The organism is Pantoea brenneri, assembly GCF_038594305.1.
Lineage (GTDB): Bacteria > Pseudomonadota > Gammaproteobacteria > Enterobacterales > Enterobacteriaceae > Pantoea > Pantoea brenneri.
The window spans coordinates 38,227-61,088 of record NZ_JBCGBG010000002.1; the positions used below are offsets into that span (position 1 = coordinate 38,227).

At 54.9% G+C, this 22,862-nt stretch carries 21 protein-coding genes, 1 pseudogene and 1 riboswitch; of the genes and pseudogenes, 7 read left to right on the forward strand and 15 right to left on the reverse strand.

Features of this window, described 5'->3' with window-relative positions; translation table 11 throughout:
• Positions 1–128 precede the first annotated feature (128 nt).
• A complete protein-coding gene (locus AABB92_RS11000; RefSeq protein WP_031377513.1) occupies positions 129–653 on the forward strand; it encodes a phenolic acid decarboxylase in 525 nt (174 codons plus the stop codon).
• Between the two features lie 9 nt (positions 654–662).
• On the opposite strand, the gene clcA is transcribed toward AABB92_RS11000, so the two are convergent.
• Positions 663–2,063, reverse strand: coding sequence for a H(+)/Cl(-) exchange transporter ClcA (gene clcA / locus AABB92_RS11005; protein WP_031377514.1), 1,401 nt, complete (start codon positions 2,061–2,063; stop codon positions 663–665).
• Between the two features lie 107 nt (positions 2,064–2,170).
• Positions 2,171–2,470, reverse strand: a complete 300-nt coding sequence (locus AABB92_RS11010; protein ID WP_180217262.1) for a YicS family protein — start codon at positions 2,468–2,470, stop codon at positions 2,171–2,173.
• A gap of 165 nt (positions 2,471–2,635) precedes the next feature.
• Here AABB92_RS11010 and AABB92_RS11015 point away from each other — a divergent pair, with 165 nt between their 5' ends.
• Together AABB92_RS11015 and AABB92_RS11020 are read left to right on the forward strand one after the other, a co-directional pair.
• Positions 2,636–3,847, forward strand: a complete 1,212-nt coding sequence (locus tag AABB92_RS11015) for an FAD-dependent oxidoreductase (protein ID WP_046289331.1) — start codon at positions 2,636–2,638, stop codon at positions 3,845–3,847.
• A 165-nt stretch (positions 3,848–4,012) separates the two neighbouring features.
• Positions 4,013–5,785 (forward strand): sensor domain-containing phosphodiesterase, encoded by a 1,773-nt coding sequence (locus tag AABB92_RS11020; protein ID WP_031377515.1) that lies wholly within the window; start codon positions 4,013–4,015, stop codon positions 5,783–5,785.
• Between the two features lie 36 nt (positions 5,786–5,821).
• On the opposite strand, the gene AABB92_RS11025 is transcribed toward AABB92_RS11020, so the two are convergent.
• The 6 genes from AABB92_RS11025 to ascF form a co-directional block, all read right to left on the reverse strand.
• Complete coding sequence (locus tag AABB92_RS11025) at positions 5,822–6,757, reverse strand: ABC transporter substrate-binding protein (RefSeq protein WP_031377516.1); 936 nt, start codon at positions 6,755–6,757, stop codon at positions 5,822–5,824.
• Positions 6,758–6,779: 22 nt separating this feature from the next.
• Positions 6,780–7,544: an ABC transporter permease gene (locus AABB92_RS11030; RefSeq protein WP_031377517.1), complete on the reverse strand. Its 765-nt coding sequence runs from the start codon at positions 7,542–7,544 to the stop codon at positions 6,780–6,782.
• The gene (locus tag AABB92_RS11035; protein WP_046289330.1) at positions 7,541–8,281 is read right to left on the reverse strand and encodes an ABC transporter ATP-binding protein; all 741 of its coding nucleotides are present in this window, start codon (positions 8,279–8,281) and stop codon (positions 7,541–7,543) included. The genes AABB92_RS11030 and AABB92_RS11035 overlap by 4 nt, the downstream gene beginning before the upstream one ends.
• Complete coding sequence (gene tenA, locus AABB92_RS11040; protein ID WP_031377518.1) at positions 8,278–8,973, reverse strand: thiaminase II; 696 nt, start codon at positions 8,971–8,973, stop codon at positions 8,278–8,280. Before tenA ends, AABB92_RS11035 begins: the two co-directional genes overlap by 4 nt.
• Before the next feature lie 81 nt (positions 8,974–9,054).
• Positions 9,055–9,157, reverse strand: a riboswitch (TPP riboswitch).
• Between the two features lie 123 nt (positions 9,158–9,280).
• A complete protein-coding gene (locus tag AABB92_RS11045) occupies positions 9,281–10,711 on the reverse strand; it encodes a 6-phospho-beta-glucosidase (protein ID WP_031377519.1) in 1,431 nt (476 codons plus the stop codon).
• A 31-nt stretch (positions 10,712–10,742) separates the two neighbouring features.
• The gene (gene ascF, locus AABB92_RS11050; RefSeq protein WP_031377520.1) at positions 10,743–12,197 is read right to left on the reverse strand and encodes a PTS cellobiose/arbutin/salicin transporter subunit IIBC; all 1,455 of its coding nucleotides are present in this window, start codon (positions 12,195–12,197) and stop codon (positions 10,743–10,745) included.
• Positions 12,198–12,450: 253 nt separating this feature from the next.
• On the opposite strand from ascF, the gene AABB92_RS11055 reads away from it, so the two are divergent.
• On the forward strand, positions 12,451–13,470 hold the full coding sequence (locus AABB92_RS11055; protein WP_031377521.1) for a LacI family DNA-binding transcriptional regulator: 1,020 nt from the start codon (positions 12,451–12,453) through the stop codon (positions 13,468–13,470).
• Here AABB92_RS11055 and AABB92_RS11060 read toward each other — a convergent pair.
• Both AABB92_RS11060 and AABB92_RS11065 read right to left on the reverse strand, forming a co-directional pair.
• Positions 13,467–14,216, reverse strand: coding sequence for a DeoR/GlpR family DNA-binding transcription regulator (locus AABB92_RS11060; protein WP_031377522.1), 750 nt, complete (start codon positions 14,214–14,216; stop codon positions 13,467–13,469). The two genes, AABB92_RS11055 and AABB92_RS11060, sit on opposite strands and share 4 nt — an antisense overlap.
• A 75-nt stretch (positions 14,217–14,291) precedes the next feature.
• Positions 14,292–15,554, reverse strand: a complete 1,263-nt coding sequence (locus tag AABB92_RS11065) for a DUF1479 domain-containing protein (protein ID WP_031377523.1) — start codon at positions 15,552–15,554, stop codon at positions 14,292–14,294.
• 255 nt (positions 15,555–15,809) lie between these two features.
• On the opposite strand from AABB92_RS11065, the gene AABB92_RS11070 reads away from it, so the two are divergent.
• On the forward strand, positions 15,810–16,631 hold the full coding sequence (locus AABB92_RS11070; protein ID WP_031377524.1) for a Cof-type HAD-IIB family hydrolase: 822 nt from the start codon (positions 15,810–15,812) through the stop codon (positions 16,629–16,631).
• A gap of 78 nt (positions 16,632–16,709) precedes the next feature.
• Here AABB92_RS11070 and AABB92_RS11075 read toward each other — a convergent pair whose 3' ends face one another.
• Positions 16,710–17,102 carry a winged helix-turn-helix transcriptional regulator gene (locus AABB92_RS11075; RefSeq protein ID WP_031377525.1) on the reverse strand — a complete coding sequence of 131 codons (393 nt, stop codon included), beginning with the start codon at positions 17,100–17,102 and terminating at the stop codon, positions 16,710–16,712.
• A gap of 110 nt (positions 17,103–17,212) precedes the next feature.
• Between AABB92_RS11075 and AABB92_RS11080 the strand changes: the two genes are divergently transcribed.
• A complete protein-coding gene (locus tag AABB92_RS11080; protein ID WP_031377526.1) occupies positions 17,213–18,262 on the forward strand; it encodes an NAD(P)-dependent alcohol dehydrogenase in 1,050 nt (349 codons plus the stop codon).
• A 268-nt stretch (positions 18,263–18,530) separates the two neighbouring features.
• Here the strand turns inward: AABB92_RS11080 and AABB92_RS11085 are convergent, their stop codons facing one another.
• The gene (locus tag AABB92_RS11085; RefSeq protein WP_031377527.1) at positions 18,531–19,277 is read right to left on the reverse strand and encodes an SDR family oxidoreductase; all 747 of its coding nucleotides are present in this window, start codon (positions 19,275–19,277) and stop codon (positions 18,531–18,533) included.
• Positions 19,278–19,386: 109 nt separating this feature from the next.
• Positions 19,387–20,481 (reverse strand): annotated as a pseudogene (locus AABB92_RS11090) (NADH:flavin oxidoreductase/NADH oxidase).
• 193 nt (positions 20,482–20,674) lie between these two features.
• Between AABB92_RS11090 and AABB92_RS11095 the strand changes: the two are divergent.
• The gene (locus AABB92_RS11095) at positions 20,675–21,577 is read left to right on the forward strand and encodes an AraC family transcriptional regulator (protein WP_031377528.1); all 903 of its coding nucleotides are present in this window, start codon (positions 20,675–20,677) and stop codon (positions 21,575–21,577) included.
• A gap of 92 nt (positions 21,578–21,669) precedes the next feature.
• On the opposite strand, the gene AABB92_RS11100 is transcribed toward AABB92_RS11095, so the two are convergent.
• Together AABB92_RS11100 and AABB92_RS11105 are read right to left on the reverse strand one after the other, a co-directional pair.
• Positions 21,670–22,368, reverse strand: a complete 699-nt coding sequence (locus AABB92_RS11100) for a RipA family octameric membrane protein (RefSeq protein ID WP_046289328.1) — start codon at positions 22,366–22,368, stop codon at positions 21,670–21,672.
• A 210-nt stretch (positions 22,369–22,578) separates the two neighbouring features.
• A complete protein-coding gene (locus AABB92_RS11105; RefSeq protein ID WP_031377530.1) occupies positions 22,579–22,800 on the reverse strand; it encodes a hypothetical protein in 222 nt (73 codons plus the stop codon).
• Between the last annotated feature and the right edge of the window lie 62 nt (positions 22,801–22,862).

Genomic DNA, 22,862 nt, shown 5'->3' on the forward strand with positions numbered 1-22,862 from the left:
TCGGTTTCGAATGGCAAAAAAAAATTCCTGGTCCATATTAATTACTCCGGTCCGGACAGCCTGTTTTATGACTTATGCCTGTTTCTTTCCTGTTATTTTCTAAATACCTGATGATGTAAAGGACTAATATGACCACTGAATCTGTTAACGATATATCCAACGATTTATCACAGTTTGTCGGCACACATTTTGTCTATACCTACGATAATGGCTGGAAATATGAATGGTATGCGCGTAACGAAACCACCTGCGATTATCGCATTCATCAGGGGCTGGTAGGAGGACGCTGGGTCACTAACCAGAAAATGAACGCGGTTCAGTTTGCACCGGGAATTTATAAGGTCGACTGGCACGAACCCACCGGAACCTGCGTCAGCCTGCTATTTGATCTGTCACGGAAGATCGTCCACGGCACCATTTTCTTCCCGCAGTGGATTGCCGGTGAAGGCCAGCATCCGGAGAAGACGATTTGCTACCAGAACGATTTTATCGAGGATAAGCATCGCTTCCGCGATGAAGGCCCCGCCTATCCTTATGTAATTATTCCTGAATTTGCTCAGGTGACTTACATGAAAAATGAGGGCGCGGATAACGACGCGGTCATCGATAAAGCGCCGGGCCAGTTGCCCAGCGACTTTTTTGACGGGAAATAGCGGGTCAGGTTATCCGCCTTGTTGCGGGCGGGTAACCTGTTGCTGACGAGCCAGCGTTCGGGCCAGAATCGAGGAATAAAGCGGTTTGCCGCCCAGAAACTGGGCCAGCAGCGTGGCACCGAGACAGGTGATAATCATGGGCAGGATCAGCTGATAGTTATCGGTCATCTCCAGCACCAGTACAATGCCGGTCAGTGGCGCACGCACCGATGCAGCAAACAGCGCGCCCATACCGGCGATAGCGAAGGTGCCCGGATCGAGTTGGTAGAGTGGAAAAACCTGCGTCATTGCCACGCCAAATGCGGTACCGAGCAGCGTGCCGAGTGCCAGCATCGGCGCAAATATGCCACCGGGCGCACCGGAGCCGAAGCAAAGCAGGGTGGTTATCAGCCGGACGATAAAGATCAGCAGCAGCAGGGCGAGAGGGAACATCCCGTGTACCGCCTGCGGTATCAGTTCTGACCCGCCGCCCGCGCCAGGTGCAAACAACAGCGACATCACCCCACATCCGCCGCCGAGCAGAGCGCCTGCCAGCACTACACGAGCCGTTTTACCGGCATACAGACGGGCAAACAGATCCTGGGTCAGGAATATCAGGCGGTTGAATAATACGCCCACCAGGCCGATGATCATCCCCAGCACCAGATAGAGCCACAGCGTCTGAACCGGCGCATTAGCCAGTTTGCCGACCGAGATTACCGCCTGCTCACCGTTGAAACAGCGATAAACAATACTCGCCATGATCACCCCGGTGAACACCGCTTTTATGGAAATCAGGTTGTAACGGAACTGGGGACGCATCTCTTCAATAATGAACAGAATGCCAGCCAGCGGCGCGTTGAATGCCGCAGCCAGCCCGGCGGCCGCCCCGGTCGCCAGCAGCGTATGGCGCGACTCGTTGCTGCGTAAGCCGATGATATCAATCACCATACGACCAATATTTCCGCCCAACTGAACGGTAGGGCCTTCCCGTCCCAGCACCATACCGGCGCCGAGCGTGCCCATGCCGCCAAAAAACTTAACCGGAATCACCCGCCACCAGCGCACCGGCCTGAGTTCTTCCAGTGCCCCTTCGATTTCAGGGATCCCTGAGCCACCTGCTTCAGGCGCGAACCGCTTCACCAGCAGATAGCCAACCATTGCCAGCAGGGCAGAGACAGCAAACGCAGCAGCATAAAGCGGCCAGCCCTGAATCAACGCCGGAGAAATTGTGACGGCACGCCACTGCTGGATCGCCTCAACGGCGCGGGCAAACGCCACGCCAGCCAGGCCCACCAGCGTACCGACCAGTGCAGCACAGAACAGCACCGCCAGCGGGGTTTTATCGCGATAGAGTAGAGCGCGGAACATCCGGCTGCGAGCAGCCAGCGTGCGGGGAACATACACCGTTTGCGGTGTTTCTTCATTCATGCGGGAGAGTTCTTGTTTGAATCGGACCAGGCCACACAGTGTACTGAGGGATGTCCGTAAAGCAAAACCTCAGATCAATGAATATCTCAACTCTTCGGGTTTGATGATTAGCCCGCCTGCGGTGGACATACCACTTGCGCCATCCGTTCGCGGTAGGCTGAGTTATCGTTATTTTTGAGCGCCTGCGCCGCTGCAATCAAGGGCGCTTTATCGTTTTTATCGTTCAGAAAGGTCTGGCGCAGCGCTTCATCCGACAGCGACGGCGGCAGCTGGCATTTTTCACGGAGATCGTTGGTGATCTGCTGCTCTCTCAGAGCAAATTGCAGCGTTTCGTAAGCGGAGTCTGCCTGGGCCAGCGGGCTTAACAGCAGCGAAATGACCAGGGCACTGCGGACAACGTTAATCATGATGATCTCCAGCGACGGTCGACCTACAGCGGGTCCTGCGTCGTTTTCAGTTAGAATTAATCGCGATGAGTGCGTAGTCTGACAGCTGAATCGTTGAGGGCTGACGGCCAACGCGCCACGAATGACTCACTAATCATAGCAATACTGGTGCCAGAGGGAGCTGAGATGCAGCCACATTCCACTGAAATTCTCGCCGCAGACTGTTGTATTGTCGGCGGCGGCCCAGCCGGACTGATGCTGGGATATCTGTTCGCCCGGTCTGGCCTGCGGGTGGTCGTCATTGAAAAGCACGGCGATTTTCTGCACGATTTTCGCGGCGACACTATTCATCCCTCCACGCTGGAGATCATGCATCAGCTTGGTCTGCTGGACGGATTGCTGAAACTGCCGCACCAGCGCGCGGAAAAACTGGAAGCGGAGATCGCCGGTCAGAGCATTACCATGGCAGATTTTTCGCGGCTGCCGGTGCAGTGCCGGTTTATTGCCTTTATGCCACAGTGGGACTTCCTTAATTTCCTCGCCGGTCAAAGCGCCCGCTATCCGGGCTTCACGCTGCTGCAATCGACGGCGTTTGAGGACTTTATCTACGATAACGACAGCGTCAGCGGCGTGATTGCCAGCCGCGGCGACCAGCGACTCCATATCCGCTGCAAAGTGGTGATTGGCGCAGATGGCCGTCACTCGCAGGTCCGGGCGCGAGCCAACCTCACCAGCCAGACTTTCGGCGTAGCGCGTGATGTCATCTGGTTCCGGCTGAGCAAACAGCCAGACGATCCGGTCTCAGGCATGGGCCACAAAGGACCGCGGCAAAACTTCATCGTGATTGACCGGGGTGACTACTGGCAGTGCGGCCTGACGATCCCGAAAGGCGAATTTGAGGCGCAGAAAGCGGCAGGGCTTAAGGCCTTCATTGCGCAGGTGGCCGCCGTCTCGCCGTTTGGCGCGCAGCGTCTGGACGAAATCAGCAGCTGGGAGCAGTTCAGGCTGCTGTCGATACGCATCGACCGGCTGGATAAATGGGCGAAACCGGGCGTGTTGTGTATCGGTGATGCTGCCCATGCGATGTCGCCGATTGGCGGGGTCGGGGTCAATCTGGCGATTCAGGATGCGGTAGCGACCGCCAACCTTCTCACGGCACCTTTGCTGGCCGGTGAGCTGAGCCTCGGCGATCTGGAAAAGGTTCAGCAGCGCCGTCAATTCCCGACGGTTGCCACGCAGTTCCTGCAAATCAAAATGAGCAGCAACAAAGCCAGACGAAAATCCACTCGCGGCAGCAAAATTCCGTCCATCATCCGCCGCCTTCCGTTTCTGCGTTTTGTCTTTGGCCGGCTGATTGGGCTGGGCTTCCGCCCCGAATCGCCGATGTTGCACAAGTAAAGGAAAGACGTAAATGATTTCGACAGCGATCAGATATCATGCGACACTGTTTCACGCTGAAATTAATGTCAGCCAGTGTCGCTACTTATCTGAAATTTGGGCGCTAATTAAGTCTTATTAAACTAAATTATTTTCAGTTTTTGCGCCTGTAGAGGGGAGATTTCAGTGCATAACGAACAAAATGGCAGTGACGAAAAACGTCTCAATGCGATTAAAGCACTTCTGACGCCTGATGAAGCCAGGGATGAAGTGCTGGAGAAGTTTGTTCATCTTGCCAGCCAGGTGTTAGGGATCTCGGGCAGTTTTATTTCGATTATTGACGACCACAATCAATATATTAAGGCGTCACGTAACTTCGATCTTAAGCAGTCGACCCGCGATGAATCCCTGTGCCGCCACGTCATTGATGGTGAGGGGCAGCTGGTGGTGGTTGATACGCTGCTGGATCCACGCTTTGCCGTGCACCCGTTTGTCGAAGGCGAACCGCATATTCGCTTTTATGCGGGTGTGTCTCTGGAGAATCTCGACGGTGCCGTACTGGGCACACTCTGCGTGACCGACACCCAGCCACACACTTTTTGCTCAGAGAAACTCGACACCCTGAAGTTGCTGGCCAGACTGGTCACGTCGTTTCTGGATGCCTGGAACCATGCTGGTTTCGCCGATGTGATTACCCATCTGCCCAATCGCCCACGGTTAATTCGTGATATCCAGCAGCTGTCGGTTACTGCGCCGCACAGCCGTTTCCGCCTGATTCTGATCGACTGCATCGATATTCCACGCGCTTATGAACTCTCCCGCACCGTCGGCATTGCGCCGATGGAAAAACTGCTGCGGCAGATGGCTGAGCAGGTAGCCGCCCGACTCAACCTGCCCGCCGGGGATACGCTTTATTCCTTTGCCCCCGGTCGTTTTGCGCTGATTCAGCCGTGGTCGGGCCGCTATACGGCACACAATATGATCGACGTGCTGCAGGGAATGAAAGCCGATCTGTCGGAAAACATTACCCTCGATCTGGATATCTTTACCGGCGAAACCGGGTTCGTGCCCGGCCAGATTAACGCCAATGAGATGGTCCGTCAGGCGGTCAGCGCGCTGCATGAAGCGATAGATGAAAACATCAGCGCGATGTCTTTTGATGAAAGTTACGACACCCGCCGTACCGACGACTTTATGATCATGAACGATCTGGCGCAGGCGCTGAAAAAGGATGAAGGCCTCTATCTGGCGTATCAGCCGAAAGTCTGCCTTAAAACCGGTAAAACTGTCGGGCTGGAGGCGCTGATTCGCTGGCATCATGCCGAACGTGGCGAGCTGTTCCCGTCTGAGTTTGTCCCTTTAGCCGGCAAAACCAATCTGATCTCCGACCTGACTAACTGGGTCATCGATCATCTTATCGAGCAACTCGCGCGCTGGAACCGCGAGTACAGCCTGATTCCGGTGTCGATTAACGTCAGTGAGCGGGACTTCTCTAAAGTGGAGTTTGCCGATTCGCTGCTGGCGAAACTGCAGGCGGCACAACTGCCAGCTTCGGTGATTGGCATTGAGTGTCTGGAAAATGAGCTGATCACCGAGAGCAACGTCGCTATCCGCGGTCTGGAAGCGCTGAAATCGCACGGGTTTGTTATTTCGCTCGACGATTTTGGTACCGGCTACAGCAACATCAGCTATCTGCAGGATATCCCGCTGGACGTGATCAAAATCGACATGTCGCTGATATCCCGTATGGCTGAAGATGACTCATCAAAAATTATCGTTAAGCGGATTATTCAGATGCTGAAAGAGCTGAATTATACCGTGCTGGCGGAAGGGGTGGAGACCGAGGCGACGCTGTCATTACTGAAAGAGTACGGATGCGATCAAATTCAGGGCTACTTCTTCTCTAAACCACTGCCTGCCAGCGACATCGAACACTGGCTCTATCAGAAACCGTTGTGATACTAAGCCCGCAGCAATCGCTGCGGGCTTAGCCGATCACTGCCCGTCGATAGCGTAACGCTCAACCGGTGTAATCTTTTTAATCAGCCGGTTATCAAACAAAAACTGCTCATAGGCCTGATAACGGGCACGGTCCAGCTTCGCCGGATCGGCAGCAAACAGCGGCAGCGAAGCCTGCCACGCCTGATGGTTCAGCGGCGTATTCAGTTCAGGATGCCGGGCGGCAAAAGTCTGCCAGCTGGCTTCAGGATGAGCCTGCAATTCCGCGTTGCCGCGTTTAAGCGCCCGCAGGAACTTTTTGATTTTCTCTGCGTGCGCTTCATCGCGGTTAGCGACAATAATCAGCTCGTCATAGGCCGGCACGCCATAATCCTCGACCTTAAACACCACCGGAACTTTACCCTGCAGCCTGATTTCCAGCGCTTCAATATTCCGATAGCCGCCAATTACCGCATCCACCTGGCCGGTCAGCAGGGCACTGGTCAGCTGGAAATTGACGTTAATCAGCTTCACCTCGCTGGCCTTCACCCCGTCATGCTGCAGCATCGCCTCCAGCGTGGCCTGCTCAATCCCGCTGACCGAATAGCCGATCCGTTTACCCTTTAAGTCTGCCGGTTTTTTTACCGTCTTATCCAGCGTAATCAGGGTATTCAGCGGTGTGTTTATCAGGGTGCCGACCCGCATCAGCGGTAATCCCTGGTCAGCAAAGAAATGCAGCTGCGGTTGATAGGTAATGGCTAAATCTGCCTGCTTCGCCGCCACCAGCCGTGGAGGTAGCGCCGGGTCGGACGGTGGAACCAGGGTGACATCCAGTCCTTCCGCTTTAAATGCGCCGATTTGCTGCGCCACCATAATCGGCGCATGGTCTGGGTTGATATACCAGTCGAGCATCAGCGTCAGTTTTTCTGCTGCATGAAGCGGGCTGGTGAGTGCGGCGCTGATGATCAGCGTCGACAGAAAAGGTTTAAGCATCAGTTTTCTCGCAGGGTAGAGGTCATGAGGAACTCTCCGGCGCCCAGTCGATCAGGCGGCGAAGCAGGGCATCGACGGCCAGCCACAGCGCCAGCGTCATCAGCACCAGAATAAACAGCGCGGCAAAACAGATATCACTCTGCATCCGGGCGTTGGCATTAAGCATTACGTAACCCAGCCCTTCGGCCGAACCGACCCATTCGCCAATAATCGCGCCAATCGGTGCCACGGCCGCCGCCATTCGCAGACCAGAGCCGAGCGCCGGCAGGGCGGCCAGCAACCGGACATGACGCAGTTGCGATCCGTGCGAGGCACCCAGCGTGCGAGCCAGATCGAGATAACCCGGACTGACGCGGCGCAGGCCATCGTAAAATGCCGAGGTCACCGGGAAGAAAATCACCAGTACCGCCATCGCCACTTTGGCGCTCATGCCGAAGCCAAACCACAGTACTAACAGCGGTGCCAGCGCAAATACCGGGATCGCCTGACTGGTGAGCACCAGCGGCATCATCCAGCGCTGCAGACGCGACGAAAAAGTCATGCCGAGCGCCAGCAGGCAACCCAGCGCCACGCCAATCATCATACCGCTCAGAATTTCAGTGAAGGTAATCAGGCTGTGATAGCCGAGCCAGCTCTTACTGGTCCATAACGCCTGCGCGACCGCTGCTGGCGAAGGCAGCAAAAACGCCGGCACCGGCAGCAACGTCACCAGCCACCACAGCGCAATCAGGCCGCAGAACAGAGTGATACCACGCCACAGCGGGGCAAAGCGGCTGAGGTGTTTCATAGCGCCACCTTAGCCAGCTGTTGCAGTAAAGCGGCCTGGCTGCGCATCACGCCAGCATCATCAGGCGCGCGCGGCGGCTGACCCGCTAATGGCGGGCAGGGTTCAATGCCTGAGCCGGTAAGCACCCGCATATGATGGCTGAGTCGGCAGGCTTCCGCCGCGTCGTGGGTAATCAGCAACACGGTATGCTGCGCCAGCACCCCGGCGGCGAGGGTCTGAATCTGGCTGCGGGTCAGCGCGTCGAGCGCGGAAAAGGGCTCGTCCATCAGGACGATCGGCTTTCGTGCATATAAGGTGCGCGCCAGCGCAGCCCGCTGCCGCATGCCGCCAGATAGCGTGGCGGGCCGCGCCGTTGCGTAGCGAGTCAGACCGACCCGTGCCAGCAGATGATGCGCCCAGTCGCGGTCCGGTTTTTCGCCATGCAGACGGCTGGCGAGGCAAACATTCTGCTCCACGTTCAGCCACGGATAGAGCAAATCCTGCTGGCCCATCCAGGCGATCCGACCGGCCAGCGGCAGGCCATCACTGCCGCTGATCTGGCCGGAAGTCGGCGGCGTCAGGCCAGCAATGACCCGCATCAGGCTACTTTTCCCGACGCCGCTGGCACCCAGCAGCGCAGTGCAGGCCGCCGCAGGGATCTCCAGGTTGAGTGAGTCGAATAGCCGATGCGATCCCAAATCCAGCCTGAGCTGACGGACAGAGATGCCCGGCGGTGATAACAGCGTTGAACGGCTCATTGGGATGACGTCAGTTGCGGGTCGAGGCCCATCTGCCAGAAGGCAGATTCCAGTCGGGTGGCGGTGGTAAATATCGTCGCCAGCTGATCGAATCGTTCAGCCCCGGCGCGCTGGTGGGCCAGGGTTTCAAACAGATTCAGCGCGGCGCTGACGCCGGCCAGATAATCGGCATCGCCGTAATTGCGGATCCAGTCGGCGTAAGGATTGTCTGCGAGCACCGTCGCGGGATGATGTAACAGCGTCAGGCCGATTTCAGCATAGCCGGCAACGCATGGCATTAACGCGGTCATCAATTCAAGTGCATCTCCGCTGTGGCCGACATCCAGCACGTAACGGGTGTAGTTGATTGTTTCAACGGCTTCGGCCTGGCGGGCCAGCGCAGCTTCGCTGATTCCCCACTGCTGGCAGTAAGCCACATGCAGCGGCAGTTCATTGACGATGGCGTTGAGAGAAGCCGTAGCCGCGCGCAGTGCTGCCGGGTCCTGCAGTTTACTGACCAGCAGTCCATAGGCGCGGGCAAAGTGCAGCAGAAACAGATAATCCTGGGTGAGGTAATGACGAAAAGCGGCGGGAGGCAACTGACCCTGACCGAGTTGCTGCACAAAATCGTGCGACACGTAGGCGTGCCAGTGATCGCCAGCCTGTTGACGCAGGCGGCCATAAAAGCCGGTCTCGAAAAGTGCAAGTGACATAGGATCCCCATTAACGGTTCGTTAACATAAGGAGATCCGGGCATACGATGAAGAACAGGCAAAAACGCAGAAGATGGTGCAGAAACGCTGCCGACCCGTCCCTTCGCTGGCATGACCCAGATCAGGTTCAAAGGGTTCGGCTTGCGCCATCTCAGCCCATTACAGGACACCCCTCGGAGACGTTTGTTATACGATAATTGTTAGCTGAATACAACGGCAGGCCGCAGGCCAGCTCAACCAGCAGCCCGCTTGTTGCTGCGGGTCGGCTGACCAGAATAGCCTGTTCTGTCGATACAAGGTGACAGCGTCACTCCAGATCTTCACCATTGCTGGCGATGACTTTTTTATACCACCAGAACGATTTTTTCCGGCTGCGCGCCAGCGTACCGTTGCCCAGATCGTCACGATCGACATAAACAAATCCGTAACGTTTACTCATTTCGCCGGTCGAGGCGGCAACCAGATCGATGCAGCCCCAACTGGTGTAACCCATCACCGGTACTCCGTCGGCAATCGCATCGCCCATCACCCGGATATGTTCACGCAGATAGCTGATGCGGTAATCATCTTCAATCTCACCGGCATCATTGAAGGTATCGCGTGCGCCCAGACCATTTTCGACCAGAAACAGCGGCTTCTGGTAGCGGTCATACATCATATTCATGGTGATGCGTAAGCCAAGAGGGTCAATGCCCCAGCCCCATTCACTGCGCGTCAGATGCGGGTTGGTCAGAGATTTCACCACGTTGGCGGCGCTGCTGTTAAGCTCGTTCATCTCCGCCGACGCGCAACGCGAGGCGTAGTAGCTGAACGAAACAAAATCGACGCTGTTTTTCAGGATCTCCGCATCGCCGTCATCAATCTGCAGGCTGACTCCTTTTTCACGAAACAGGCGGGCCGCGTAGGCGGGATAGTACCCGCGCGCCTGCACATCAATGAAGAACAGGTTTTCCCGGTCTTTTTCCAGCGCTGCCCAGACATCTTCCGGTTTGCTTGACCACGGATAGAAGTTGCCGCCTGCCAGCATGCAACCGACCTGATTGGCCGGATTTATTTCATGGGCGATTCTGGTCACCAGCGCGCTTGCCACCAGCTCATGATGGGCTGCCTGATACTTAACCTGCTCATGATTTTCACCTTCTTCAAACACCAGCCCGGCGCCCGAGAACGGACTGTGCAGCAGAATATTGATCTCATTAAAGGTCAGCCAGTACTTCACCAGACCGTCAAACGCTTCAAAGCAGCTGCGAGCATAGCGGGCAAAAAAGTCGATCATCTTGCGGTTGCGCCACGAGCCATATTCAGTAACCAGATGCATCGGTACATCAAAGTGACAGAGCGTAACCAGCGGTTCGATATTGTATTTCCGGCACTCTTCAAACACCGCGCGGTAAAAAGCGATCCCCTGCGGATTAGGCGTCAGCTCATCCCCATTCGGATAGAGACGGCTCCACGCGATGGAGGTACGAAATACGCTGAATCCCATTTCCGCCATCAGTGCGATGTCTTCCGGATAGCGATGATAGAAATCAATTGCGTCGTGGCTGGGGTAAAACTCATCGTCACGCAGGGTGAAGCGCTGCTCCAGGCCTAACTTTACCGGCATCCGGTGCGGACCGTGGGGGATCATGTCAACGGTGGTTAAGCCCTTTCCGCCTTCACGATAGCCACCCTCAGCCTGATTGGCGGCTAACGCGCCGCCCCATAAAAATCCTTGCGGGAATCTTGATTCAGACATGAAATCCTCTGTTTCGGGTCAGCATTGCCCGTTAGTTGGCGTTAATCGCGTTGGTTCGCTCGGTTACCGCAGCCGGTGCTGATGCGGCCGCTGTGGCTGGCTCGGTTTCAGGAATGTCCTCGAAACCTAAAATCAGCGTCAGCACAAATGACAGCACGACCGACAGCACCATCACCGCCGCGACCCAGACGATAGTCATCGGATTAGCGGGATCAAAAAATTGTACGCTGGTAAACAGGCCGGGCGAGGCCATCGAATGACTGGCCAGGCCGCCAATACCGGCTACTGCGCCACAGATAAAGCCGCTGATTAAACAGGCTATCAGCGGACGTTTCAGCCGGACCGCCACGCCATACAGCGCCGGTTCTGAAATGCCAGCGATAATCGCCGACGCCGCCGCGGCCAGCGCGGTCTGACGCAGTTCACGGTTTTTGGTTTTGAACGCCACCGCCAGCGACGAGCCACCCAGTGACAGGTTGGCACCGATTTCGGACGGCATCACCATTCCCTCTTTGCCGGTTTCAGCAATGGTCTGGATGATGGTCGGCGTAAACACCCGGTGCATTCCGGTCATCACCAGCAGCGGCCAGATGGCACCCATAATTGCCACCGACAGCCAGCCGAGATAGCCGTGAACGGTATACACCAGCGCCGAAATCCCGCTGCCGATCCAGATACCAATCGGCCCGATCAGGACGATGGCGATCGGTGCAGCAATCAGCACAATCAGCATCGGTTTAAGGAAGTTTTTTGTCACCGCCGGGGTGATGCGATCGACGCCGCGTTCAATGTGCGACAGGATCCAGGTCATCACCAGCGCCGGAATAACCGTGTAGGTATATTTCACCGCGGTGACCGGAATGAAGGCAAATTCTACCGGCTGGCCCTGCGCCGCTTTAGCCATCAGCTCGATGAAATTGGGGTGCACCAGCACCCCGGCAATGGCAATCGCCAGCGACATGTTGGTTTTAAATTTCAGCGCCGCCGACGCCGCCACCATCACCGGCAGGAAGAAGAACGCCCCGTCGCCAATCACATTCAGGATCACCAGGGTTGATGAGCCTTTTTCAAAGACTCCAGCCATGTCGAGGATCATCGCCAGCAGTTTGACCATCGATCCGCCGATAATAGCCGGAATTAACGGTGACATGGTGCCCACCAGCGCATCGAGAATCCCTGCGCCAATCCCTTTTAAGGTCAGCTTACGCTTCACCGGCGCAGAGGCGCCGCCGCCAGGCGAACCCAGTTGCATTATCGCCTGATAAGCCTGCGACACATTGTTGCCAATAATCACCTGGCACTGGCTGTCGTTGTGCACCACGCCCATCACGCCATCAATGGCTTTTAATCGCACAAGATCGACCTGCGTCTGATCTTTAACCACAAAGCGCAGGCGAGTCATGCAGTGGGTGAGCGCGTCAATATTGGTGAGGCCACCTAACGCGTCGACGATAGCGCGTGAAACCTCGGCATAGTTTCTGGGCATGATGGATCTTCTCTGTAGGGTAATCGGTCAGTGTTATGTTTTATGCCCTGACTAAGCGGCGAATAGGAAACCGGTTTCACAAAATCATGAAGATCTTTATTGGATGCGACAAGCGCTAAAAATACTCAATTTTTGGTTTTGTGATGGATGTCACCACGCGAGTGGATGACAAGCGGCGGCGTGCCGGTGAAAATATTTCCAATAATGAGAGGCTTAGGTAGACTGGAAACCGACGCAGTGAAGGAGCAGTGAAATGGCAACGATTCAGGAAGTAGCCGCGCGGGCAGGCGTTTCAAAAGCCACGGTGTCGCGGGTGTTGTCCGGCAACGGCTATGTCGGGCAGGAGAAGCGCGAACGGGTACTGCAGGCGATAGCCGAAACCGACTACCGGCCGAATCTGCTGGCGCGTAACCTGGCGACCAAATCCAGCCAGACGATTGGCCTGGTGATTACCAACACGCTCTACAGCGGCAGTTACTTCACTGAACTGATGGCCCACTCGGCGCGGATGATGGAGCAGCAGGGGCGTCAGCTTATTCTGGCCGACGGCAAGCATACTGCGGAGCAGGAGCGGGCGGCGATCCAGTTCCTGCTCGATCTGCGCTGTGACGGGATTATTATCTATCCGCGCTTTCTCTCTATCGATGCGCTTGATGCCATCATCTCCCAGCATCGCCAGCCGATCCTGGTGATCAATCGCCGCCTGCGCGTTAACGACAGCTACTGCATTTACATCGACCAGCACGCCACCAGCGCCGATGCTGTCAGCCAGTTGCTGGCCCGTGGACATCGTGAGATCGCCTTTATAACCGGATCGCTGGATTCACCGACCGGTATGGAACGCTTGTCGGGTTATCAGGCCGCGCTGAAAGATGCGAAGATTGCGCTTGATCCGCAGCGGATCGTGCAAGGGAAGTGGACAGCACAGAGCGGCATGGCGGCGGTCGATAGCCTGCTGGCGCGCAAGGTGGCGTTTACTGCGATTGTTGCCAGCAACGATGAGATGGCGATCGGTGCCATCAAGCGGCTGACCGAATGCGGTATTGCCGTTCCGCAGCAGGTGTCGGTGCTGGGTTTTGATGATATTCCGCTGGCACCCTACATCACGCCTTCGCTGTCGAGCATCAAACTGCCGGTCACCGAAATGATCAACGAAACCATTGGCCGGCTGGTCACCATGCTGGATGGCGGTGAGTGGCGACCGCGGCCGCCGTTTAACGGCAGCCTGATACTGCGTGATTCGGTTGCTGACGGCCCTGGGCGTAGGGCTTAGCCCGTGCTGACCTGAATCACCTCAATCTGCTGCTCCTGCAGTTGCAACAGGGTGGCGGCATCAAGCTGATCGTCGGTAATGACCTGACGGACCTGGTAACCCGGCGACAGCGGATAGGGCTGAATCTGACCAAATTTCGAGCTGTCAGTCAGTGCATAGCTTTCAACACCTTTTGCCAGCACCGCATCAACTACATCGCAGCGCAGCATATTGCGACCGGTAAAGCCGCTTTCCGGGTGCCAGCCATCGACCCCAACAAACGCCTTATGAAAATGCGTCTGCTGAATACAGTAACGGGTCAGCGGACCGACCATCGACTCACTGCTTTTTTGTAGCAGGCCGCCCAGCACTATCACTTCGCAGGTGGCATCGCGCAGTAACTGGGCGATGTAGTGACTGACGGTAATCAGGGTGATATCACTGCGGTCCGCCAGCGCGCGCGCCAGCAAAGCATTTGTACTGCCACCTTCAATAAACACCGACTCGCCCGCCTTCACCAGGCTGGCGGCACGATCGGCCAGCGCCTGTTTAATCGGGTAGCGGGTATTCATCCGGGTTCCCACATTGTCACTGTCGATCGCCAGCGCAGAGCCGTGGATCCGCCGCAATAAGCGATCGCGTTCCAGCAGGGTCAGATCCTGACGCACCGTGACTTCTGAGACGCCCGTTAGCTGCGCCAGTTCGCTGACAGCAATAGTGCCCCGGGTATTAACCAGTTGAATAATCTGATGATGACGTGGATTCATAAGCCCGCTTCGCAGAATAATAATCGCCGCAGTTTAACAGGGAAAGGACCGCGCCGGAGCCGACGCGGTGATAAATCAGGCTAAATCCAGCGCCCGGCGGCCATTCTGATTCAGATCGGCCAGCGTGAAGCGCTGCTGCCAGTTCGCTTCGTAATCTTCAGGTGGAAAATCAGCGGGCGAACGGCCCTGTTCCAGCGCCTCGGCAACCTGCCGGGCATAAGCCCGATTCTTGTCGCACATCGGCGCGGCCGGGATGTACATCACATTGCCCCAGCCCCGTTGATTCTCAACCGGCGCCACCGCGTGAATCACATCGCAATGCCACCAGACGGAATCGCCCGCCTCTAAAGCGGGGATGGAACTGAGTCCGGCAATCAGGTGTGGGTGCCATTTCTCATTGATCGGCAAAACCCGGCCTGGCTCTACGCCGCACAGCTCATCTTCCGGGACATCGGATAACAGCGGACGCAGCAGCACATAGGCCATCGCTTCTGGTACCGGCACCACATGCAGCAGACCCTGGCCCGGAATCATATCTGACAGGGCGGTCCAGCCCTGGAAGGTGCGGAACACCGAGCATTTGGTGGTATCTGGCACGTCATATTCATCCACTTCAGTACGATGCGCGGCATCCCACGGATCGTATGCAGCGAAATCACCGCTGAACAGTCTGGCAAAGACCTGCTGATAAGCGGGCAGCAGCCAGCGTTCAAGCGCGCCGGAATCAGTATGCGCACCCAGCCCTTTTGAGGTGGTGCCCGGCAGCCGGCGACGGATACGGTCGGGATAGATCACGCTGACATCCGGATCAAACCACTGCTGTCCCTGTGAATCGAAGGTCCACAGGCGATTGAGGAAGGATTGCGCCTTGATCATCGCATCACTCTGACGCGCCTGCATCTGCGCCTGCGACCAGTAAATCGGGTAGATTTCTGGCCGGGATGCTTCCAGGCTGCCAAAGAAATTGTCGCCAGGACCGCGATACTGCTGGTCGAAGTGGTTCAGCTCGAGGTAATCAAGCATCGACTTATCCCACGCCAGAGCCTGCTCGCGGGCAAAATGCTGTTTGATGATCACGCAGCCGCGTCGTTTGATCTGCGCCCGGGTTTCATCTGAAACCTCACCTCTGGCCAGAGTCTGCATCTCCACCATGGGCCAGGCACTGCCTGTTCGCTGCTCATCAGCCTTAGCGTCGGCAATTGCCGCTTCAATTTTGTCACACACCTGGCGGAACAGCGCTTCCACATCACCAATCTGGCTGCGCAACTGCTGTTTCATCTGGCGAATCGCTGCTTTTACGTCAGCAGGCAGAGGGGTAGCCCGGGAATTAACCGTCATCTCATGCTCCTTAACTTGTCAGGGTTGAGTTACGAGTGAAAATTATTTAACCTTCGTTCGTAAATTACGGCTGAGATTAACATCCTTGTAACCATTAAAAACGTGCGCTGTAACACATGTTCCAAACCGGAACGCTCTGAAAGCCGTTAACAATCTCACTATTAGCATTCTCAATAATCCACACAGCGAGTAAGCTTTATGAATCAATTCAATCAGCCGAAAGGATACGACGGCGCAGGTATAGGGGCAGGCAAGATGGCGGTTAAGATGATTGCGGTGGATATGGATGGCACCTTTCTGGATGACAACAAGCAGTACAATGTCCAGCGGTTCTCACGTCAGTATGCATTGCTGAAGCAGAAGGGGATCCGCTTTGTGGTCGCAAGCGGGAATCAGTATTACCAGTTGCAGCGCTATTTTCCCGACATTAAAGATGAAATTGCCTTTGTGGCGGAAAACGGGGCGTGGGTCTCTGACTGCAACGAAGAGATTTTTTGTGGCGAATTAGCCAATGAAAAAGTCCATCAGATCCTCGATATCCTGGCGCACGAACCGGATATTGCAGTAGTGGTCTGCGGCCGTAACGGTGCCTATGTGCATTCATCCGCCTCGGATGAGGTGCTGGCGATGCTGGCGAATCATTATCACCGGCTGGAAAAGCGTGATGATTTATATGACATCGACGACACCATTTTCAAATTCTCCCTTAACCTGGCGCATGAAGATGTGGATGCGCTGCTGCAACGGCTGCACAACCAGCTGGGCGAACTGGAGAACATCATGCATCCGGTTTCGAGTGGCTTTGGTTTTATCGACCTGATTATTCCCGGCTGTCACAAGGCGCACGGCATTGCGCTGCTGCAGGAAAAATGGGGCATCAGCGATTGCGAAGTGCTGGCGATTGGTGACAGCGCTAACGACATTGAGATGTTGCGACAGGCCTGCTTCAGTTTTTCAATGGCGAATGCGGTTGATTCGGTGGCTGCCGTCGCACGCTATCAGACCCAGAGCAACAATGACGAAGGCGCGCTGAACGTTATTTCCCGGGTACTGGCTCGCGAATTCCCCTTCGACTGATTCTCATCAGTGCGAAGAATCAACGCATGGCATCTGGTCGTGATTCTTTGCACTAACGGCAGGGTAGCGGCGATATCGTTACCCTGCGGTATCCTGACTTTCTCGCGCATGGCGCTCCATCTCATCCAGCGCTGCCTGATTTTCCAGTCCCCACTGATACATCTGTTCAATCGGTTCCGCGAACCGGCGACCCAGCGCAGTCAGGCTATATTCGACCTTTGGCGGTATCACCTGATACACCTGACGTGAAACCAGCCCTCGTTGCTCCAGTTCCCGCAGCGTCTGAATCAGCATCTTCTTCGAAATACCCTGCAGGCTGCGTTCCAGTTCACCCGTCCTGGCACGGTTTTCTGGCCAGTGATAAAGCGCGTGCAGCACCATGGTGCTCCATTTTACCGCAAACAATTCCAGCAGGCGGCGCGGCGGTGAATCGGCATAAAAGCAGAGTTTTCCATCAACCCAGACCGGCATAACCTTTCTCCATTAGCATGGTTACCAAAAGGTAACTACTACCAAAATGGTAACCTGGTGTCTATAGTGTGCCGCTTTCTTTAGCGCTATAAGCCACCAGGAGGCGACAGATGAAAATTAATGCACTGGTTGCATCACAGGCCAGCCAGCCGTTACGAGCAGGGCAGGTTGAGATTCGCAATTTACAGCCGAACGACGTCATGATTGAGGTACTTTACTGTGGCGTTTGTCACTCAGACCTGCACATGGCACGCAACGAATGGGGCGTCAGCCGCTATCCATTAGTTGCTGGCCATGAAATTGTCGGTCGGGTAGCCGCAGTAGGTGACAATGTAACACTGTTTGCGATGGGGCAGACTGTCGGGGTTGGTGTGATGGTTGACGCCTGCGGGCAATGTCATTTTTGTCAGCAGCAGGAAGAGCAGTATTGTGAGGCGGGCTTCACGCCGACTTATAACGGCATCGATAAATATACCGGCGCGTCTACCTTTGGCGGTTATGCCGGACAGGTGATCGCTGACCAGAATTTTGTGGTTTCGGTGCCCGATAACCTGGCATTGAACGCGGTGGCTCCGTTACTTTGCGCCGGCGTTACCGTCTGGTCGCCGCTGCGTCATTTCAATGTCAAAGCCGGCGATCGGGTTGGCGTGGTCGGTCTGGGTGGGTTAGGGCATATGGCGGTTAAACTGGCCAGCGCGCTGGGCGCAGAGGTCACTTTATTTACCACTTCGCCTGAGAAAGGAGCTGATGCGCGTCGTCTTGGCGCCAGCCAGGTCGTCGTTTCACGTGATGCCGCGCAGATGGCAGAGTGCCAGACTTCACTGGATATCATTCTGGATTGTGTTGCGGCTCCGCACGATCTTGATCCTTATCTGGCGACGTTAAAAACCAATGGCCAACTGGTGCTGGTAGGCATCCCCGATCAACCGCACCCCTCACCGAACGTCACACCGATGGTATTTCGTCGGCTTAGCATCAGCGGCACCTCGATTGGCAGCATTAAAGAGACGCAGGAGATGCTCGATTTCTGTGGTCAGCACAATATTACCGCTGACGTCGAGATGATTACCGGCGAAGAGGTTGAAACCGCCTTCGCGCGTATGCTGACCAGCGATGTGAAATATCGCTTTGTGATTGATATGCAGAAAACCGGCTGGTAACGGCAATACGGTCTGCCTGTGGGCAGGCCGTAAGTTTTGGGTAGGCAGCTCGCATAGTGGGTCACAGACAAGTACTGCTGAAGGAAGGGGCAGTGAATGAGTTTAAATCGTTAACAGCAATAGTTACAACATACTTTTAATCGATCAAGTAACTCATACTTCAGCTTCAGTGCTGACATCATTTCAGCAGTACAACAGGCCGCTCACTGTTATTTATTCAGCACATCAACTGCGGGCGAAATCATACCTGACTTGCCCGCTCCGCTGCTTACAGGTCCTGAGCGGTGGGCCGAAATATAATTTCGTTCACGCCGACATCTTCAGGCTCGTTTATCGCAAATGCGACCATTCGGGCAAAAGTCTCGGCGGGAATGCCGACTTTACCCACGTAGGCCTGATTTGCCGACTGGACGTCTTTGTCGCTGATATGGTCAAGCAGCTCTGTTGAAACAGCGCCCGGAGAGATGAGGGTTGCTCTGACGTTATACTCACTGGCTTCTTTACGTAATCCTTCAGTCAGCGCACGAACGGCATATTTAGTCGCCGAGTAAACTGCCGATGCCGGAAACACCAGATGGGCGGCGACAGAAGCGGTATTGATAATCTGACCCGATTTTTGCGCTTTCATATAAGGCAACGCGGCCGCAATGCCATGTAAAACACCGCGAAGGTTAACATCAATCATCTGATTCCATTCACTGACCTTAGCCTGATCAAGCGTAGATAGAGGCATTACACCGGCATTATTAATCAGCACATCAATACGGCCCCATTGCTTAACGGCGGCATCAACCAGAGCCTTAACATCTTCTTCAAGAGTGACGTCGGTGGCCATCGCTATCGCCGATCCGCCGAGCTCATTAATTTCATTCGCTACAGCATCGATGCGATCAGACCGACGGGCAGCCAGTACCACCCGAGCCCCTTTTTGCGCAAGGTGACGCGCGGCAGCTTCACCCATGCCACTTGACGCACCGGTGATAACGATAACTTTATCTTTAATATTGTCAGTCATGGAATTTCCTCTTCTTCAGATAAAACAGGGCACATTGGCTGGCGCAGTTTAAAGAGCAGGTGTTTTGCGCTGTCACTTCCTGGTTATAACCAGGTTTAGCGGCAATCACTTATTCTGCCCACTCCTTTAACCAGTAAGCGTAAGGCTCAGGTAAAACTGATTCCGGTGCAGTGAGTTTCAGTTCACGAGCGGCCTCAAAGACCCAATGAGGGTTACTTAGCAGTCGGCGGGCAAAAAATACCAGGTCTAGTTTTCCCTCCTGAATAAAATGGCTGGCCTGAGTAGCGCTGCTGATCATCCAGCTGGACGAAACGGCGATACCTGTTTCACTGCGTACCCGTTCTGCGTAAGGAACCATAAAGTCAGGTGCCCATGGAATTTGCTCATCGGGGGGTGGAGAGCGCCAGACTGACGTCAATCAAATCAACGCCCGCCTCTTTCAGCCAGCGAATCACTTCAAGAGATTCACAAAATGGTTTTCTGCACAGGTATCAAACTCAACAACGCCCAGCCGGACAGTAAGCGGCAGAGCAACTGGCCAGACAGTTTTCACCGCTTCTACCACTTCCAGCATAAAGCGGGCGCGATTTTGCAGGGAGCCACCGTACTGATCCTGACGACGGTTAGTCTTCGCCGAAAGGAACGACTGCGCCAGGAAACCGTGTGCAAAATGTAATTCGAGCCACTCGAATCCGGCCGTTACAGCGCGAAGGGCAGCATCTCTGAAAGCATTTATCGTTTGGCGGATGTCAGCCAATGACATTTCATCAGGAATATAGTCACTGTCAGGCAGGTAAGGAATGGCACTGGCCGCAACCGGCGTCCAGGCCTGGGGATCCTGTCGATCCAGCGGCGCACCCCCTTGCCACGGCGGCGTACATCCCGCCTTTCTGCCCGCATGGCCAAGCTGTATCCCGGCAACCGCGCCCGCTTGCCGGATTGCAGTAGCAATAGCGGAAAACCCTTCGATTTGGTCATCATTCCACAGGCCCAGATCGCCCGGTGTGATACGTCCTTCCGGGGTAACGGCCGTCGCTTCCACAATCAGCAGGCCAACGCCGCCGCGGGCCAGCATTGCATAATGTGACCGGTGCCAGTCATTAACCAGACCTTTCTTAGCCTGATACTGACACATGGGCGATGCGACAATCCGGTTACGCAAAGTGATATCTTTAATATTGTAGCTTTCAAATAAATCAGCCATTTGTCCTCTCATTTATTAACAATGGGCAGATACTGATTATTCGCCTTTCAGACTCTGATGTGCTTGCCAGATCTGCTGAAATGTTTGCACGAAATGATTTCTGTGGCTTGAATAAAGCAAATGGGTTGCTGCGAGGCTGGGTTAGTCTTATCTTTGCTTACCTGTACTGCTGCAGCGAATAAAGGGCATTTACGTGGCACAAAACTCACTTTCACAACCAGTGTCTCTAGCTGACCTGATTAAGGGAATTGCCCAAAACGATGGCGATTTCTCAACTGCAATCGAAGGCCTCACCCTACATCGCCGCAGTATTCCGACCTCGCCAGTGCATTGCATTTATCAGATGGGACTGGGAGTGGTGGTGCAGGGCTCAAAAACTATTATGCTGGCGGGTAAATCTACTCACTATGGTGCCGGTGAATCGTTGCTCACGACTATCGATCTGCCGGTGGTATCCCATGTCACTCAGGCAAGTCCTGAGCAACCGTTTCTCGGGCTGATGCTGACGCTCGATCCGCAGACAGTGGTTCAGACGGCTGCCTTGATGACACCAGGTAAACCTGTCAGAGACATCCCGTTTAATCCGCTTTCTGTTGATTCGCTCGACGAGGCGCTGACTGATGCGTTATGTCGTCTGATCAAACTCACTGATGAGCCAGCCTTGGCGGGCCAGCTGGCGCCTCTGATCCTGCAGGAGATTATTATTCGCTTATTAGCCAGTTATCATGGGCCGCAACTCCGTCATCTGGCCACGGCCGGATCGCCCGGGCAGCATATTTCGAGAGTTGTGGGCTGGCTTAAGCAGAATTTTGCCCGCCCCGTCTGTATTGATGAATTAGCGGCGAATGCCTACATGAGTCCTTCCACCTTTCGCCAGCATTTCCGGGCTGTTACCGGCTTGAGCCCACTACAGTACCAGAAGAAACTCCGCTTACAGGAAGCCCGGCAGCAGATGTTAAGTCACAATCTGGATGCCAGCAGCGCGGCGTTAAGCGTCGGTTATGAAAGTGCCTCACAGTTTAGCCGCGAATATAGCCGGGAGTTTGGAGAAGCACCGCAGCGTGATATCAAACGTCTGCGTTTACAGGGTGAGTAAGCTGTCGCGATCTAATCAGCCACCCTAAGGGCAAAAAAAAACTATCCGGCAAAGCTGCCGGATAGTCTGTAGTCAGTCAGCCTGAGCAGGCATTACTCTTCGGATTTGTGCTCTTTTTCCTTCTCCGCATCCGCTTTATCGGCTTCATCATTATCTGCAACGTGGCTGAACGGCTTAAGTAACTGGATATCCAGAATGACGTACACCATGGTACTGATAAACAGCGAGATCACACTGCCAAACACGCCGCTGGTGGTGAAGGTAAGATAGTTGTAGATCACCAGCCAGGTGAGGCAAATAAACAGCGCCAGTGAAATGGTCAGGTTAGCGACAGAATAGTTACTGGTGCCTGCGCCCTGGGTGTGCGTCACTTTAAACAGGTTGCCGATGGAATATTTTTCCAGCACCAGAATAGTTTTTTCCCAGTTACGCTGCTTACGGGCGCTGGCGCGGGTCAGAAATACAAACAGAATCGATATAAAGAAGCCGGAGAAGGCGATCAATACCGGAATCGCCTCAAGGGCATATTCAATACTTTTATGACCACTGCTGCTGCTGAGATCCAGGGTTAACGAGGCACCCAGCGCGGCATAGAGAAAGATAAACAGTAACAGAAAGGTCAGGCTACGCTTCCAGTCACCTTCGGCTTCGATGTTTTTTTGTTGGATGGCTAACTGCAGCGACTGCTGGATTTGCCCGGCCTGCGGCGAATCAGCGTCCAGAGTCTGGCAGGGCGCAGCAAAGAAGTCGTTCATGAACCGCTCATCTTCTTTGTGGATAGAGATTTTCATCGGATACCTGTATCAGAAAGGATGTCCGGTTATTCTAATCAGCCTCGCCTGAAATAACAGAAAGTTTATGACGAAACCCTTTCGCCGATTTTTATCTATCAAGCCAGGCCAGCAGAGCAGGTGGATGTCCACTGATTATCAGCTCGCAGGCCGATCGTTGCTACTGCCCGCGATGCGGTTCAGCAGCCCGGCTGAGCGGAGGCGTAACCCTTATTCCGCCGACAAACTGCGTAATTTGAACTGCTTTATAGCATCATTAATGTTGTTGGTGTCGAGAGTGGCAATGCATTGATTACCATTGAACACCTCGTAATGGGCGTTATGTAACTGAAACAGCAAATCTTTGCCGCGAAAATGGATGCGTTTCTGCTTTACGCCTATCCCATGCCGTCGCAATAAAGCCTGCGACAGTCGGTCGGTCTCTTGTGCCATAGCCTCAGCTCCCCGGCAGTACGTGGTCACTGCTATTAAACCTGATAAAGATGAGTTTTATA